This window comes from Streptomyces sp. SGAir0957 (assembly GCF_043523415.1).
On the sequence record NZ_CP027293.1, the window covers coordinates 803881 to 818059 of the forward strand.

Consider the following 14179-nt stretch of genomic DNA (forward strand, 5'->3'; position numbering starts at 1 on the left):
GTGACAAGACCCCCATGTGGCGGCAAAGACAACGGAGTTGTCACCGCGCTCGCAGCCGCACCAGCGCCTCGTCCGTCCCCACCATCAGGTCCCCCTCCGCCGCGAAGGCAAGGGCGTTGGCCTGGCTGCCGGGACGGAAGGTGCGCAGCCGGTCCTCCTCCAGGACCCGGTGCTCCACGAGGCCGTCGGCCCAGGCGACCGCGAGGACGGGGCCGCCGTCCACCGTCGTCACCGCCACCGCCACGACCGCGCAGTCGCGGGAGGCCACCGGCTCGGGCATGGGGTCCGCGTGCGGAGCCCACGCGCGTACGGTGCCGTCGACGCCGCCCGTGTACAACAGGAGGACGGTGTCGCCTTCGGCGGAGACGGGCAGGTCGGTCCCGGCGACCGCGGTGACGTGCCCTCGGTGCAGAGCGGCGGTGCGCGGCGCGGCGCCCGCGGCCACCACATGCACCGTCCCGGCGGCATCACCGAGCACCACCCGGTCCCCGGCGCCACCGGTCAGGGCGGTGACCTGCTCCCCCTGACGCTCCGTGTACTCCCGGACCGCGTCGAGGAGTTGGTCCTGCGGGGAGGGGCCGTCCTCCAGGAGGGCCGCGATCCCGCCCTGCTTCACGGCCTCGGCGGCGCGCTGCGTGTGCAGACGGCCGTGCTCGTCCAGGACGGTGACGGCGCCGTCGCCGTGCTCCGCGACGGCGCGGCCGCCGGGCGCGGAGTGCGGGAGGCGGCCGACGGCGGCGGCGCTCTCCGCGTCGAGGACCCGGACCGTGCCCTGGTGGTCGGCGACGACGAGCTGCCCCGCCAGAGGGCCGCTGCCGACCGCCGCCGAGCGGACGGGACCCGGCCACGGCGGGGTCACGTCGCCGCGCACCCGGTGCCAGACGACCGACCAGGACGCGTCCCGCGCCAGCGAGGTGAGCGCGGCGGGCAGCCGCGGGTCCCCCGCGTCGCCGAGGGCGGCGAGCAGGACCAGGGCCCGCTCGGCGGGCGGCTGCTCGCGGGTCAGGGAGATACCGGCCCGCAGCCAGGCGGCGCGCAGCCCGCCATGGTTCTCCTCGGAGCGTTCGTAGGCGGTGGTCACGCTCCAGGGGTCGGCGGCGCAGACCGACGCCGGATCGTCCAGATCGACCGGCTCCGCCGGTGCGGCGTCCTGCTTCGCGGGCGGCTCCGGGTGCTCGGCGTCCCAGGACGCGCGACGCGCCTCGTCGGTCCACTGGGGCTCGTCCAGGTCCATCCGCGCGCACGGCCCTGCGGTGAGCTGCCGCTCCCAGGACGTACCGGAGCGGACCTCGACCAGTACCCGTACATGCCCCAACGCCGCGAGTTGCAGAGCCAGTTCGGTGAGGGCGTCGGGCTCCTCGGCCGCGTGCAGATCGGGCAGCGCGATGACGGTGCGGCGCGGGTCGGCGGCGAGCCCGGCCAGCAGGGCGCCCGGAGAACCGGCCTCTGTCGACAACTGTTCGCCGAGCATCCAGGCGGTGGTCGTCACCGTCTGGCCGGGCAGCGGCACGAAGCCGTGGACGCGGCGCTCGCCGACGGTGCCGGGCCGGGTGCCGTGCCCGATCAGCCAGGCGAGCAGCCGCGACTTCCCGCAGTACTCGGAGCCGGTGACGACGGCGAGGCCGGGGGCGGCCGGGTCGCCGAGCCAGGCGAGCAGGGCGGCCGCGGCGGGCTCGCGCCCGGAAGCGGGCCGGGACCAGGGCAGGGCGGGTTCGGCGCTCATGCGTCCACCTCCACGGTTCCGTCGGCTGTCCCGCCTCGCGTCACCGCTGGTCCTGCTGGGCGGCGTGCGTGATGAGCTCCTTGAGGCCCTCCTCGCGGGACTCCGCGCTCTCCCCGTAGTCGAAGCTGTGCGTGAACTCGGCGTGCGGAAGCACCGCCTGCAGCCAGGCGGCGCAGTAGTGGCCGGGCATCATGCACGGTTCGAGCTCGCAGTAGACGCGCAGGACCTGCTCGGGCTCGACGCCGGAGGAGGAGAGCTGCTGCCACAGCTGCTCCTCGGGGTGCAGCCGGCCGGGGCCCGCCTGGGCGGTGACGATCTGCTTCGCGCCCTGCCCGTCGACGAACTCGAACGCCGACGAGAACGGAAAGTTGAGGGCGTGCCGCACGTCGTCGAGCACCCGAGACCACCAGTTCTCCCGGTCGGCGACGGCCTCCGGGTCGATCTGCCGGATCTCCTGGACCAGCGCGCCGAACGCCTCGGCCGCGGCCTGCAGCCCGTCGGACGCGGCGAGCACCGGAAGGGCGCGGTCGAGGACGGCGGCGCAGTGTGTGAAAGCGGCGATGTCCGAGTTCACGAACAGGGCGGGTTCGTCACGGCCGAGGAAAAGGGCCTGCACCGAACCGTCGGTGCGGACGCACAGGTGCGCCAGGCGGTCGGTGCCGATGCGCACCCACTCCGCCCAGTCGCCCTGCAGCGTGACCCCGCGGTGCCCGGTGAACATCCCGAGGGTGATCCCGTCGGTGTCGTCCGCCGCGATGAAGTACGGGCCGACATGCAGCGGCACGCCGACCTGCGCGAGGTGGGTGCGGGCCGACGCGGGCACGGTCCCGTACGAGGCGGGCACGCTGATGCGGCGCAGCCCCTGGGGGCCGAACTGTGCGACGGCGGGGTCCGAGGGCAGCTCGGGCATCACAGACCTTCCATGGTGACGGACTTACCGGGCTCACCCTATGCGCAGACCGAGCGCGCCCCGGAAGGGTGTGCCGAATCCGGGACGAGTGGCAGCGTCTAGGCTTCACCGGTCGGCTTCGGGCGGGGAAGGACGGACACGGACATGGACATGGACATGGACATGGACTGGATAGCGTGTGACGTCATCGCCTGCGCGGCGCTCGCGTTGATCGTGGTCGCGGCGCGCCGGACCCCGCACACAACCGGCCGAACCCGTAGAGGACACGCCCGTCACGCCGGACGGACGGACGGACGCCGGCACGGCACACGTCACGGCTTCGCGGCAGCCCCCCGTACCGCCGCTCTGGCCCGGAGTTCGTCCAGGAAGCCCGTCGCGATCAGTAGCAGCACTGCCGCTACGGCGCACCCGGCCGTCAAGGCGTTGCACCAGTCGTAGCCGCCGGTGCCCGCGACGACGGTTCCGTCGCTCAGGACGCAGTCGAAGCCCAGTGGCAGGTAGCGGGGTTCGTGGCTCGCCAGCTGGTCGAGCAGTTCGGGGGCCAGGGAGCGGCAGGGCTTCGCCGGGGCGGAGCCCGCGCCGGACTCCGCGTCGTGGGCGTCCGACTGGACCGTGCCGAGCCCGATCGCGTACACGAGCGTGGCCGCCACCGCCATCGCGGCCGCGCACCAGCGCAGCAGGTCCCTGCCCCAGTCGGGGCGGCGCCCCGGTAAGGCGACCGAGAGCAGCTTCGCCACGACCGCGATCAGCCACAGCGGCGCGGCGAGTACGGCGGCGTACATCAGGAGAACGAACAAACCTGGCTCCCTTCCGAACCGTCGACCGTCGACCGTCGACCGTCGACCGTCGACCGTCAACCGGCAGCCCTCAACCCAGCCCTCAACCCCTCGAACGCTCAGCCTCTGACCGACTCCGCGATCCGCGACGCCGCCTCTGCCGGTGTCAGCCGCGTCGTGTCGATGACCGTCGCCTCGGCGTGCAGCCAGGTGCGGCACGCCTCGGCGTAGGGCTCCAGGTAGGCGAGGCGGAACGCGGAGGGGCCCATGACCGTGTCCCCCTCGATGCGCCCGCGCAGGGTGTCCTGGTCGGCGTGGAGGACGAAGTGCCGTACGGGGATGGCGTGCTGGGCGAGGCCCGCGCTGATCTCGCGCCAGTACTCCTCGACGAGGACGGTCATGGGCATCACCAGCGTGCCGCCGGTGTAGTCGAGGACGCGGCGCGCGGTCTCGACGACCAGGGTCCGCCACGGCGGCCAGTGCTGGAAGTTGTCCGTCTCGGGCAGCCCGGGCCTGATGTCCATGAGCGTCTCGCCGACCTTCTCGGCGTCGAACACCCGCGAGCCGGGGAGCAGCCGCTGCACGAGCGCGCTGGTGGTCGTCTTGCCCGCGCCATGTGTCCCGTTGAGCCATACGATCATGCGCCGACGCTAGCGCCGCGTACGTCGCCGGCCGGTGCCGTGCGCGTCACAGAACGGGTACGACGAGCGCACCGCGACCGCCCGCGCGCAGGGTCGGTGTGTGCCCCATCCGGTGAACGGGCAAGCGGATACGCAGAAAGACGAGCAAGCATGTACGTACGAAGGAGGTTGCCGCCATGAGCGCTCCCGCCCTGCCGTTCACGGAGCGCATGACCTGTTCCCAAGCACGGGCCGAGACCAGTACGGCCGTGCTCCCCCTGTGCGAGGGCCTGCCACGCCACCAGGCGCGCCGGCTGCACGAGGACGCGCTGCTGATCGCCAGCGAACTCGCGGCCAACGCGCTGCGCCATGGCGGCGGCATCACCCGCTTCAGCGCCTGCGTCCACGCACACGTGCTGGTGGTGCAGGTCAGCGACCGCAGCGAGCGAGAGCCGCTGCTGCTTCCCCACGATCCCAGCGTGCCCGGCGGTTTCGGCTGGCTGATGGTGCGGAGCCTGGCCCGTTCGGTCACCGTCGAGCGGCACAGCACCGGCGGAAAGACGATCACCGCCGAACTGGCGCCGCCCCCTCGTCCCTGACGACACCCGACACCGGGCATCTGACATACGCGTTCCACATGTGAACACCTGAAAGGGGCCCCGGCCGTTGTGGCCGGGGCCCCTTTCAGGTGTTCACATGTGGGTCACCATCGGTACCAGCGACCCTTGCGGCCGCCACTCGCGGCGGGCCGGATCACGAAGCCGAGCAGCCACACCACGAGCACGATGACGGCGATCCACCACAGTGCCTTCAGTGCGAAGCCCGCGCCGAAGAGGATCAGAGCCAGAAGAAGAACCAGAAGCAGGGGAACCATTGTTATTACCTCCTGGCCCTCGTGTGCTCTTAACCCCTCCTTACAAACACACAAAAGTCACGTTTCTTTCACGAGGTGCGGGGCATCCGCCCGGCCGGTGGAGTGCCCCGTTCCGGTCAGGTCACACGCCGTGCACCGCACCGCGCGTTCATGAGCGCCTCACATAGCGCCTCACGTAGCGCCCGTAGCGCCTCACATGTTTACCGGGCCGCTGAGCGGCCAGGCGGATCCCCAGCACACGATGTGCAGCCCACACGATGTCTAGCCAAGGAGCGTGAACGGACATGAGCGCCGGCGAGAAGGCCAAGGCGAAGACCGAGCAGGCCGCCGGAGCGGCTGCGGCGGCGACCGGGCGCGCCACGGGCAACAAGTCCCTCGCCGCCAAGGGCCGCGCCCTGCAGACCCGGGGCGACGCCCGCGAGGCCAAGGAGAAGACCAAGGACCTGGGCAAGCACTAGCGCTCGCCCGCGTCCCAGACGTCGAGAGGGGCGGCCCCGTGCACGGGGTCGCCCCTCTCGACGTCTCGGCTGTGCCGAACTCGTTCAGTCCGCGCCGACCTCGTCCAGCCGTTCCCCGTCGTCCAGCCGTGCCGTCACCGTCACCGCGCCCCGCTCGGGCGCCCGTACGGCCAGGGTGCGGGCGGAGCGTTCGGTGTCGACCGCGCCGCTCGTCTCGATCCGGGTCACCGCGCGGCTGCCCGCGGCCAGCACGTACCAGTGGTCCTTCGGTGACTTCCAGCGGGTGGAGGCCACCACGTGCTGCCCGAACCGGCTGCACGCGGCCGTGTTCCGTGCCTGACCGGCGAGTGCGGCGGGCCGGGTGACGGACGAGGAGGGTGTGCGCAGCAGCAGGGCGACGTCTCCGGGGCCCCGCCAGGTGGAGGCGCGGGCGCAGCTCCACACCGCGTGTCCGCCGCCTTCGGGCAGGTCCTGTTCGGCGAAGTCCCAGGCGTTCACTGCGCGTACGGTGCCGCCGTCCCAGGGTCCGAGGCGGCAGGCGGTGCGCGCCCATGCGAGGAGGGCCTTGCCGCTGGTGGCCTCGCGGGGCTGGCGCGGCGGCGGGGTGCCGTGGCCCGGGAGCGGCGTGTAGGTGAGGTGGACGGGTGAGAGCCCGCCGAGGTCGGTGACGAGGAAGGTGTGGTGCTCCACGATCTTCGAGGAGGAGCGGAGCTGGAGTACGGGGCGGCGGTCGCAGTCCCCCGCGGCGGCGACGGGCACGGCGTCGGTCACGCCGTCCTTCGACACGTGCAGCTTCCCGGCCAGGGTGTCGGGCCGCATCAGGTCGCGCGTCGCCGCCTGGGTGATCCAGGGCGCCGTGAGGTAGCGGGCGGATGCGTCGGCGCGGGTCAGGACCACCGTGGCGGCCGTGGTCACGTCGGCGTCGTCGACGCGGGCCAGGGCGAGAGAGGCGCGCGTGTCGCCCTCCGCGTCGGTGTAGCGGGCGAGCCGCTCGCCGTCGCTGAGGAGGACCACGGTGGCCCCGTCGACCTCACCCGCGAACAGCAGTTGCGGTGCGCGGGGCGGGGCGTCGACCGGGGTGTACGGCGTCGCCGTGACCCGGACGGCCGCCGCGTCGGAGGAGGGCGTGTCCCAGGCGCGCAGCGCCCGTTCGAGCAGGTCCCGGTCGTCGGTCTTGTCGCCTCGTGCGGGCCACGCCGTGAAGTCGACCCGCGAGGTGTCCGCCCAGGTGTCGGCGCCGGTCCGGGCCAGCCGGTCGGGGTCAAGTACGGCGCGCCCCGCGGAGGCGGAACGGTCAGGGGTGTGCGGGACGGGGTCGTCGCCGGGGACGACGAGCGCCGCGGCCACGACGGCGGCGGCCACGACGCCGATCCCCCACGCCGTCCTTCTGCGGCGGGCGCGGCGCACCAGGTCCGTGGGCCGGGTCTGCACCAGGCAGGCGTCGAACTCCTGCGAGCGCAGCAGCGCGCCCGCGGCCGGGCCCGCCTCCCCGTCCAGGCCCGCGGCTTCGCGCAGCGCGTCGGCCGGTTCCGGGACGCCGGCGGCGCCGAGCAGCGCCTCGGTGCGCTCGTCGGAGAAACCGTCCATCGCGCGCAGGACGAACGCCGCCCTGGCTGGTGCGGAGGCGTCGGCGAGGGCCCGGCCGAGCGCGATCTCCTCGGCGCCGCCGGCCCGCGGGAACAGCCGCAGCCCCCACACGACGGGCAGGCGCGGCAGCAGGGCGCGCGGCGGTGGCAGCGCGCTCGGCCACCCCGCGGGGCGGTGCGCGACGGCGAGCGCGGCGTGCAGCACCCGTACCCGTAGCGCGTCGGCGGCGACCTCGGGACCGTCGCCCGACGTACGAGGGCCCGGCACACGAAGCTTCCGTGCGCCGGGCAGGGCGTGCTGGGCGGCCGCGTGGGCCATGAGCACCCGGCGATGGCGCGAGAGCGAGGCCGGGAAGGTGAGGTAGGCCAGGCGTACGAGGCCGGTGTACTGCTCGACGAGAGCGGATTCCGCCCGCTCGGCGGCTATCCGGGTACGGGGGGTCGGTCGGCCGGGGCGAAAGGTCGGTCGGCCGGGGCGAAGGGTCGGCATCGTCGCTGCTCCCGCGTCGAAGGAGGAGTGGGGCGGTCACCCTTCAAACGACTGGACGGGTCGACGGTCACCCGCGGTGTCCCGCGCTCCCGGTCCGGACCCCGACGAAACGGGACGTGTGCACCGGTGTGCAAGGGGCACCCGGGTGGTGAGCAGGCCTGCGTCACGCCCCCCGTTCGCGGGTCTGCCGGTGGTTCGGGCGGGCGGCACCTGTCGGGTGGTGTCCAGGGGTCGCCGCCCGCCCCCACCACGCCCTGCCACGACGCCGACGGGCTCACAGCGCCTCGGCGTCGATGGCCGTCCGCGTGGCGGGCCCGCAGACACCGAGCGGTTCCGGTACGGCCCGCGCCTGTTGCATGCGCGCCACGGCGGCGGCGACCTCCTGGTCGTAGTGGCCGTTCAACGGGCCGGTGTAGAGCCGCAGTTGCCGCAGCTTCTCCTGCAACCGCACGACCGGCCGCCCCGAACTGCCCAGCCGCAGCACCTCGGGCGCGGCTGCCGTCGGCGACGGTTCCGGGCGCTTCGACGGGGCCTGCGAACCGGTCTGCCGCGCGGGTGTCCGCGGCGTCTCGGGCGTCTTCGGTGCGGACCGCTGCGGCGCTGTCGGTTCCGGGGGCGGCGCGGGGATCTCCGGTTGCCGGGGCGGCGCGGCACGCGGCGTGTCCGGGGCCGTCGGCCGGTGCGAGGGCGCCAGGAACGCGAGGGTCGCGAAGACGAGGAGCGCGGCGGACGCGTAGCCGTACGAGGCCGGCACGGCGGCCCGGCGGCGTCCGTGCGCCGGACGGGGGCGGGCATGGCGGCGGTGGCCACGCGCCGTCGACGCCCGCGGGCCTCCGGTGGGCGCGGGACGGACGTGCTCGGAGCGTCGTGTCTCGGACCGCCACGTCTCGGACCGCTGCGTCAGGTAGGCGGAGAGTGCGGGGTACTTGTACGGGTCTGGGGCGGCTGGTTCGGGACTCACCCGGCCGAAGGTAGCCGCCGGACGGGCCGGGAAAGGGGGCTCCCGCCCTGCCTCGGTGATCTTTAAGGTTGCGTTGAGGGCCTGCTCAGGGAGGGATAACCGGGTCCGTCCGGCGCGTTCTCCGGATGGCGGGAATAGCCGGGGCGGGGCAGGGTTGATCACACCATGACCTCACAAGCGCAGACGGCATTCGGGCGGATCGGCATCTGGAGCAGCGCGCTGAGCGCGCAGCGGGCGGCCACCCCGGAGGAACGCACGGGTATCACGGAAGCGCTCGCCGAACTGGAGGCGCTCGGGTACGGCACGGTCTGGCTCGGCGGAAGCCCCTCCCCCGACGACGCGGCGGACGCGCTCGCGGCCACCCGTACGGTCACCGTGGCCACGGGCATCCTGAGCATCTGGGACCACACGGCGCAGGAGGTCACGGCGCGGCTCGCGGCCGTTCCCGCGCAGGACCGCGAGCGGTTCGTCCTCGGACTCGGCGTCAGCCACGGGCCGATGGTGAAGGGGTACACGAAGCCCTACAGCACGATGGTGGAGTACCTCGACGCGCTCGACGCCGCGGTGCCGCCCGTGCCCGGCGACCGCCGCGTCCTTGCGGCGCTCGGCCCCAAGATGCTCCGTCTCGCCGCCGACCGCGCCCTGGGAGCCCACCCCTACCTGGTCACGGCCGAGCACACGGCGCAGGCGCGGGAGGCCCTCGGCGCCGGCGCGCTGCTCGCGCCCGAGCTGTCCGTGGTGGTGGACACCGATCTCGACCGGGCCCGTAGCACCGCGCGCGCCATGCTGAGCATGTATCTGCGGCTGCCCAACTACACGGACAACCTGCTGCGCCTCGGCTTCTCCGAGAGCGACTTCGACGGCGGCGGCAGCGTCCGGCTGCTCGACGCGCTCTTCGCGCTGGGCGACACCGACCAGGTGCGCAAGCGGACGCAGGAGTACGTCGACGCGGGCGCCGACCATGTGGCGCTTCAGGTGCTCACGTCCGCCGAGGACGGGCCCGGACTGCCGCGGGCGCAGTGGCGCGCGCTGGCCGAGGCGTTCAGGGACGTGCTGTAGGTTCCGCCGCCCCGATGGCCTTCTCGAACCAGTGGTGGGCGTAGGGCTCGTCGTTGAAGGCGGGCACCGCGCGGTATCCGCTCGTGCGGTAGAGGCGCGTGGCGGCTCGCAGCGCCTTGTTGGTGTCGAGGCGTACGCGGTCGCTGCCGTGCCGGGCGGCGCGCTCCTCCAGTGCGGCGAGGAGGCGCCGGGCGAGGCCGAGGCCGCGGACCCGGGGGCTGATCCACAGCCGTTTGATCTCCGCGGGGGCGCCGGCCGGGAGCTTGAGGCCGCCGCAGCCGACGGGTTCGCCGTGCAGCCGGGCGACGAGGAACAGGCCGCGGGGCGGGCGGAGTTCGGCGGGGTCGGGCAGCAGGCTGTGCGCCGGGTCGAAGCCGTTCTCGAAGAGGTCCCCCAGTTCGTCGGCGTAGGCGCGCAGGCAGTGCGCGGCGTCCGCGTGGCCGGGGTCGAGCACTTCGAGGGAGACCACGGAGGCGGTCAGGAGGCGCTCCACCTCCGCCATCGCCGAGGTCAGCCGGGACCGCTGGCCGGCGTCGAGCGGTGCGAGGAGGTCGGTGGCGAGGGCGTCGCTCCTGGCGTCGAGTCGCGCGCGCTCCTCGCGTCCGGCGGCGGTCAGCCGGGCGGTGCGGATCCGCCGGTCGCGGGGGTGGGGCGCGACGGTGACGAGGCCGTCGCTCTCGAGCGCGCGCAGCAGCCGGCTCACGTAGCCGGAGTCGAGGCCCAGGCGGTCCCGCAGGCTGCGCACGTCGACGGCGGACGCGGCGTCATCGCCGCCGAGTTCCCACAGCAGGCGGGCCTGTCCGTAGGGGCGTACGCCGCCGAGGTAGCGGTCGTGCAGTACTCCGACGCGCTCGGCGACGGTCCGGTTGAAGCGCCGTACCTGGTCCACATGCCCGTTGCCCATCCTCTGACTTTAGTCAGAGAACGGGCGACCGGACAGCGGTGACCCTGTCTAAATGCCGCAGGAGGAAGCCGACCAGAAGCGCGAGCCCTGGCTGCCGAGGTGGGCGTGGTCGCTGTGGCCGGGGTAGCCGGGGCCGAGGATCTCGTTGAAGCCGTGGTTGCGGGCCTGCTTGACGATCTCGCAGAACGACGGGGAGCCGACGAGGTCGATGCCGCGCCCGTAGAGGTGGTTGCTGTTGGCGGCGCCGCCGACGGCGTTGTTGCAGGCGGTGGAGCGGAAGCCGCTGCTGGTGCTCAGCGGGCGGTCGCCGAGGGCGTGGCGCAGGGCCTCCAGCTTCCACATCTGCTGGAGCGCGTTGGCCTTCGCGGAGGCGGCGGAGACGGCGCCGCCGGACCAGTCGGAGTTGCAGCGGTTCATCTCCGCGTAGGTGAAGTGGACCGGCGTGCAGTCGTTGTCCTGGAGCGCGTAGAGCTTGTTGAAGGTGTTCGTGCCCGCGACGCCGTCCGCCGCCAGGCCGTACGCCTGCTGGAAGCGCGTGACCGCGGCCTTCGTGGCGGGCCCGAACTGTCCGTCGACGGCGATGACGGCGCCGTATCCGGGGTATCCGGCGACCCTGATCTGCAACTGGCGCACGTCTTCGCCGGTGGCGCCCTGGCTGAGGGTGCGGTTCCAGGTGTAACAGCCGTCGGCGTGGGCGGTGCCGGTCGTGGCCGCGGTGCCGAGGACCGTCAGTGAGGCGAGCATGACAAGCGAGAGCAGGGCGCGAAGGTGCCGTCTAAACACAGTGCCTCCCGGGTGTGGGGTGAGGTGCGGAACCCCGACACTGCCGCTCCCGCGCTACGCGCGTCAATAGGACCCGACCCGTCAGGACCGGGCCGCACACGCCGACATGGGCCCGCGCGACTGACATGCTGCCCTCATGCGCGTACTGATCGTGACAGCGGGGAGCTGGGGCGACGTGGCCCCCTACACCGGCCTCGGCGTGCGGCTGCGCGCCGCCGGGCACGACGTGGCGCTCGCGACGCATGAACGGTTCCGGACCGCGGTGACCGCGCACGGGCTCGGCTTCCGGTCCCTGCCCGTCGACCCGCGCGGCGAACTGGCGTCCGCGGGCGGTCAGGGCGTGGCCCGCGCGGTCAACCCGGCCGTGCAGATGACGCGGCTGGTCCGCATGGCGCGGGCGTTCATGCCGCGCCTGACCGCCGGGGTCCACGACGCCGTGCGCCAGGGCGCCGACGTGCTGCTCAGCTCCACCGTCACCGACCCCCTGTGCGCGGCGCTCGGCGAAGCCCTGCGTCTTCCCGCCCTCGGCGTCTACCTCCAGCCGATCCGGCCCACCACGGCGTTCGCCCCCGTCCTCACCGGCGCCCGCTCCCTCGGCCCCTACGGCAACCTGCTCGGCGGGCACGCCCTCCAGGCCGGGACCGACCGCGTCTTCGGCCCGGTCCTGCGCGATCTGCGCCGCGAACTCGGCCTTCCGAGCGGCCCGTTCGGCCGTCCGGTGCGGCCGCCGCCGGGGCGTCAGGTGCTGCACGGCTTCAGCGCGCACGTCGTGCCCCGCCCGCGCGACTGGCCCGAAGGGCACCAGGTCTGCGGGTACTGGTGGCCCGCGATCCCGCCCGGCTGGCGGCCCGAAGCGCGGCTCGTCGACTTCCTCGCCTCGGGCCCGCCGCCCGTCTTCGCCGGGTTCGGCAGCTTCGTCGCCGCCGACGCGGACCGGCTGAGCGGCCTGATCGGTTCGGCCCTGCGGCGGGCGAAGGTACGCGGCGTGGTGCAGGCGGGCTGGAGCGGCCTGCACGTCGAGAACGACGACGTGATCACGGTGCGGGAGGTGCCGCACGCGTGGCTGCTCCCCAGGACCGCCGCCGCCGTGCACCACGCCGGTGCGGGGACGACCGCCGCCGCGCTGCGCGCCGGTGTCCCGGCCGTGCCCGTCCCCGTCCAGCTCGACCAGCACTTCTGGGCCGCCCGGCTGCACGCGCTCGGCGTGGCGCCGAAGCCGGTGCGCCACCAGCGCCTCAGCGCGGGCCGCCTGGGCGACGCGATCGCCGAGGCCGTACGCGAACCCGCGCTGCGGAGCCGTGCCCGGCACGTCGCCGCACGCCTCGCCGAGGAGGACGGCGCGCGGCGGGTGCTCGACGCGGTCGAACGGCTGAGCCCGTCATGACCCGCGTGGACCCGGGCGTCGGGATACCCGTCCCCGGCCCGGGAGAGGTGTGGAACACCTCAAAGAGAACCGCCGCCCCGGCGAGTTCCTCGTGCACGATCTCATCGCCGGGGTCGTGGGGCGCTAGGACATACCGGCCGGTTGCTTCGGGCCCGTCGGGTCGTCCGGGGTGGTGTCCGAGCGCAGGTCGGAGGGGGGCGGCGGGGTGAGGCGCGGTGGGGGGAGGCGGGCCGTCAGCGGGGCGTCCTGGGCGTCCTCCGCGCGCCAGCGGCGGGTCAGCCCCATGTAGCCGAGGATCACCGAGACCATCGAAAGGATCATCAGCGGGCCGAACACCCAGGGATGTTCGGCCATCGTCATCGGCAGGTAGCGGTAGGCGAGCAGGAGCGCGGTGAAGACCGTGGCGCCGTAGGCCGCGAGGAGGACCCCTTCGCGTCGCCGTGCGCGGTCGAAGGTGCGCAGGCCCGTCTCGATGGTGAGCGTGAAGACGACTCCGGCCACGATGTCGGCCCCGTAGTGGTAGCCGAATCCGAGCGTCGCGGCGAGCGTGGCGACCAGCCAGAACGCGCCGACGTAGCGAAGGAGCAGCGGGCCTCTGCGGGAGTGCAGGAAGATCGCGGTGGACCAGGCGGTGTGCAGGCTGGGCATGCAGTTGCGCGGGGTGATGTCGTCGAACGGTATCGGGTGCGGGGCGGTGAGCGCCGGCAGCGTGTGCGGCCACAGGTTCGCCGCCGCCCAGAGGCCGCCCTCGGTGCCGTAGGCGTAGACCGGCCCGACGACCGGGAAGATCATGTAGATGCCGGGGCCGAGCAGTCCGATGACGAGGAACGTGCGCAGCAGGTGGTGGCGCGGGAAGCGGCGCGCCGTCCTCACGTGGCGCAGTTGGTACAGGGCGACGACGACCGCGCAGGCCGCGAGTTGGACGTAGACCCAGTCGAGGACGTGGGCGCCGAGCGAGCCCGTCGCCTCGACGAGCCGGCCGACCAGCCAGGAGGGTTCGCCGAGCGCGTGGTCGGCGACGGCCACGTACGGGTCGAGGACCGTGGGCTGCGTCTTCCACGTGATCATCAGCCAGGTGTCGCCGGTCTTGCGGCCCGCGAGGAGGAGCAGGGCGAGGCCGACGCCCTTGAGCAGCAGGGCGCGTTCCTCGCCCTTGCGGCGGGTGAGGGCGAGGACGCCGAAGGCGAGGGTGACGATCAGCGCCCCGTTGCCGAACATCATCTTGGCGTCGACGGCCCACCGGACGAGCCAGAAGACGACGTCGATGCCTATCGCGGCGCCGAACGCGACGGCCCGCTCCCGCCAGGTCAGGACGACCATCATCAGCGCCATGCTGACGTACAGCAGGGGCCCGGACGCCGGAGCGAAGATCAGCTCCCGGGCCCCGAGGGTGAAGGGGCCGGACTCGCCGTAGCGGCGCGCGACGATCTCCAGAGTGATGAGGAAACCGAGCGTCACGACCCCCGCCGCGCTCCACAGCAGAGTGCGGAGCCGACGCCGTGCGTCGGCCCCGCCGCTGCCGCGTCCTGCTCGCGATAGCTCACGCGTAACCGTTGATCTCAATTTTTCGCCGCTTATTCATGTGTCCGACATGTGACCAAGTCGGCTCACCCTATACGGCGACATGCAGCCCCTCCTATGGGCTTACGGG

The 14179-nt window shown here is 73.5% G+C and carries 14 protein-coding genes; 4 read left to right on the forward strand and 10 right to left on the reverse strand.

What is annotated here, in order from left to right; all coding sequences use genetic code 11:
* Positions 1-40 precede the first annotated feature (40 nt).
* The 4 genes from C1N81_RS08825 to C1N81_RS08840 all read right to left on the reverse strand — a co-directional run bounded on the left by C1N81_RS08825 (position 41) and on the right by C1N81_RS08840 (position 4050).
* Entirely contained in the window at positions 41-1723 is a 1683-nt protein-coding gene (locus tag C1N81_RS08825) for a WD40 repeat domain-containing protein (protein WP_394428164.1), read from the reverse strand.
* A gap of 40 nt (positions 1724-1763) precedes the next feature.
* On the reverse strand, positions 1764-2633 hold the full coding sequence (locus C1N81_RS08830) for a nucleic acid/nucleotide deaminase domain-containing protein (protein WP_394428165.1): 870 nt from the start codon (positions 2631-2633) through the stop codon (positions 1764-1766).
* Between the two features lie 311 nt (positions 2634-2944).
* Positions 2945-3430 (reverse strand): hypothetical protein, encoded by a 486-nt coding sequence (locus C1N81_RS08835; RefSeq protein WP_394428166.1) that lies wholly within the window; start codon positions 3428-3430, stop codon positions 2945-2947.
* A 98-nt stretch (positions 3431-3528) separates the two neighbouring features.
* The gene (locus tag C1N81_RS08840) at positions 3529-4050 is read right to left on the reverse strand and encodes an AAA family ATPase (RefSeq protein WP_394428167.1); all 522 of its coding nucleotides are present in this window, start codon (positions 4048-4050) and stop codon (positions 3529-3531) included.
* A 176-nt stretch (positions 4051-4226) separates the two neighbouring features.
* On the opposite strand from C1N81_RS08840, the gene C1N81_RS08845 reads away from it, so the two are divergent.
* Positions 4227-4628 (forward strand): ATP-binding protein, encoded by a 402-nt coding sequence (locus tag C1N81_RS08845; RefSeq protein WP_394428168.1) that lies wholly within the window; start codon positions 4227-4229, stop codon positions 4626-4628.
* A gap of 104 nt (positions 4629-4732) precedes the next feature.
* On the opposite strand, the gene C1N81_RS08850 is transcribed toward C1N81_RS08845, so the two are convergent.
* Positions 4733-4903 carry a hydrophobic protein gene (locus C1N81_RS08850; RefSeq protein WP_223775182.1) on the reverse strand — a complete coding sequence of 57 codons (171 nt, stop codon included), beginning with the start codon at positions 4901-4903 and terminating at the stop codon, positions 4733-4735.
* Positions 4904-5187: 284 nt separating this feature from the next.
* Between C1N81_RS08850 and C1N81_RS08855 the strand changes: the two genes are divergently transcribed.
* Entirely contained in the window at positions 5188-5361 is a 174-nt protein-coding gene (locus tag C1N81_RS08855; RefSeq protein ID WP_394428169.1) for a CsbD family protein, read from the forward strand.
* A gap of 84 nt (positions 5362-5445) precedes the next feature.
* On the opposite strand, the gene C1N81_RS08860 is transcribed toward C1N81_RS08855, so the two are convergent.
* A complete protein-coding gene (locus C1N81_RS08860) occupies positions 5446-7437 on the reverse strand; it encodes a hypothetical protein (RefSeq protein WP_394428171.1) in 1992 nt (663 codons plus the stop codon).
* 274 nt (positions 7438-7711) lie between these two features.
* The gene (locus C1N81_RS08865; RefSeq protein WP_394428172.1) at positions 7712-8398 is read right to left on the reverse strand and encodes a peptidoglycan-binding domain-containing protein; all 687 of its coding nucleotides are present in this window, start codon (positions 8396-8398) and stop codon (positions 7712-7714) included.
* Positions 8399-8563: 165 nt separating this feature from the next.
* Here C1N81_RS08865 and C1N81_RS08870 point away from each other — a divergent pair, with 165 nt between their 5' ends.
* Positions 8564-9457 carry an LLM class F420-dependent oxidoreductase gene (locus tag C1N81_RS08870; RefSeq protein WP_394428174.1) on the forward strand — a complete coding sequence of 298 codons (894 nt, stop codon included), beginning with the start codon at positions 8564-8566 and terminating at the stop codon, positions 9455-9457.
* Here C1N81_RS08870 and C1N81_RS08875 read toward each other — a convergent pair.
* Together C1N81_RS08875 and C1N81_RS08880 are read right to left on the reverse strand one after the other, a co-directional pair.
* On the reverse strand, positions 9441-10361 hold the full coding sequence (locus C1N81_RS08875) for a bifunctional helix-turn-helix transcriptional regulator/GNAT family N-acetyltransferase (RefSeq protein ID WP_394428175.1): 921 nt from the start codon (positions 10359-10361) through the stop codon (positions 9441-9443). The two genes, C1N81_RS08870 and C1N81_RS08875, sit on opposite strands and share 17 nt — an antisense overlap.
* Positions 10362-10409: 48 nt before the next feature.
* Positions 10410-11144, reverse strand: a complete 735-nt coding sequence (locus C1N81_RS08880) for a D-Ala-D-Ala carboxypeptidase family metallohydrolase (protein ID WP_394428176.1) — start codon at positions 11142-11144, stop codon at positions 10410-10412.
* Between the two features lie 136 nt (positions 11145-11280).
* On the opposite strand from C1N81_RS08880, the gene C1N81_RS08885 reads away from it, so the two are divergent.
* A complete protein-coding gene (locus C1N81_RS08885; RefSeq protein WP_394428177.1) occupies positions 11281-12528 on the forward strand; it encodes a glycosyltransferase in 1248 nt (415 codons plus the stop codon).
* Between the two features lie 123 nt (positions 12529-12651).
* Here C1N81_RS08885 and C1N81_RS08890 read toward each other — a convergent pair whose 3' ends face one another.
* Positions 12652-14010 carry a phosphatase PAP2 family protein gene (locus tag C1N81_RS08890; protein ID WP_394437815.1) on the reverse strand — a complete coding sequence of 453 codons (1359 nt, stop codon included), beginning with the start codon at positions 14008-14010 and terminating at the stop codon, positions 12652-12654.
* Between the last annotated feature and the right edge of the window lie 169 nt (positions 14011-14179).

Excerpts from the sequence above, each read along its gene's own strand:
- C1N81_RS08825 (WP_394428164.1), bottom strand. The coding sequence starts at position 1,723 with ATGAGCGCCGAACCCGCCCTGCCCTGGTCCCGGCCCGCTTCCGGGCGC.
- C1N81_RS08830 (WP_394428165.1), bottom strand. The coding sequence starts at position 2,633 with ATGCCCGAGCTGCCCTCGGACCCCGCCGTCGCACAGTTCGGCCCCCAG.
- C1N81_RS08840 (WP_394428167.1), bottom strand. The coding sequence starts at position 4,050 with ATGATCGTATGGCTCAACGGGACACATGGCGCGGGCAAGACGACCACC.
- C1N81_RS08845 (WP_394428168.1), top strand. The coding sequence starts at position 4,227 with ATGAGCGCTCCCGCCCTGCCGTTCACGGAGCGCATGACCTGTTCCCAA.
- C1N81_RS08850 (WP_223775182.1), bottom strand. The coding sequence starts at position 4,903 with ATGGTTCCCCTGCTTCTGGTTCTTCTTCTGGCTCTGATCCTCTTCGGC.
- C1N81_RS08855 (WP_394428169.1), top strand. The coding sequence starts at position 5,188 with ATGAGCGCCGGCGAGAAGGCCAAGGCGAAGACCGAGCAGGCCGCCGGA.
- C1N81_RS08860 (WP_394428171.1), bottom strand. The coding sequence starts at position 7,437 with ATGCCGACCCTTCGCCCCGGCCGACCGACCTTTCGCCCCGGCCGACCG.
- C1N81_RS08870 (WP_394428174.1), top strand. The coding sequence starts at position 8,564 with ATGACCTCACAAGCGCAGACGGCATTCGGGCGGATCGGCATCTGGAGC.
- C1N81_RS08875 (WP_394428175.1), bottom strand. The coding sequence starts at position 10,361 with ATGGGCAACGGGCATGTGGACCAGGTACGGCGCTTCAACCGGACCGTC.
- C1N81_RS08885 (WP_394428177.1), top strand. The coding sequence starts at position 11,281 with ATGCGCGTACTGATCGTGACAGCGGGGAGCTGGGGCGACGTGGCCCCC.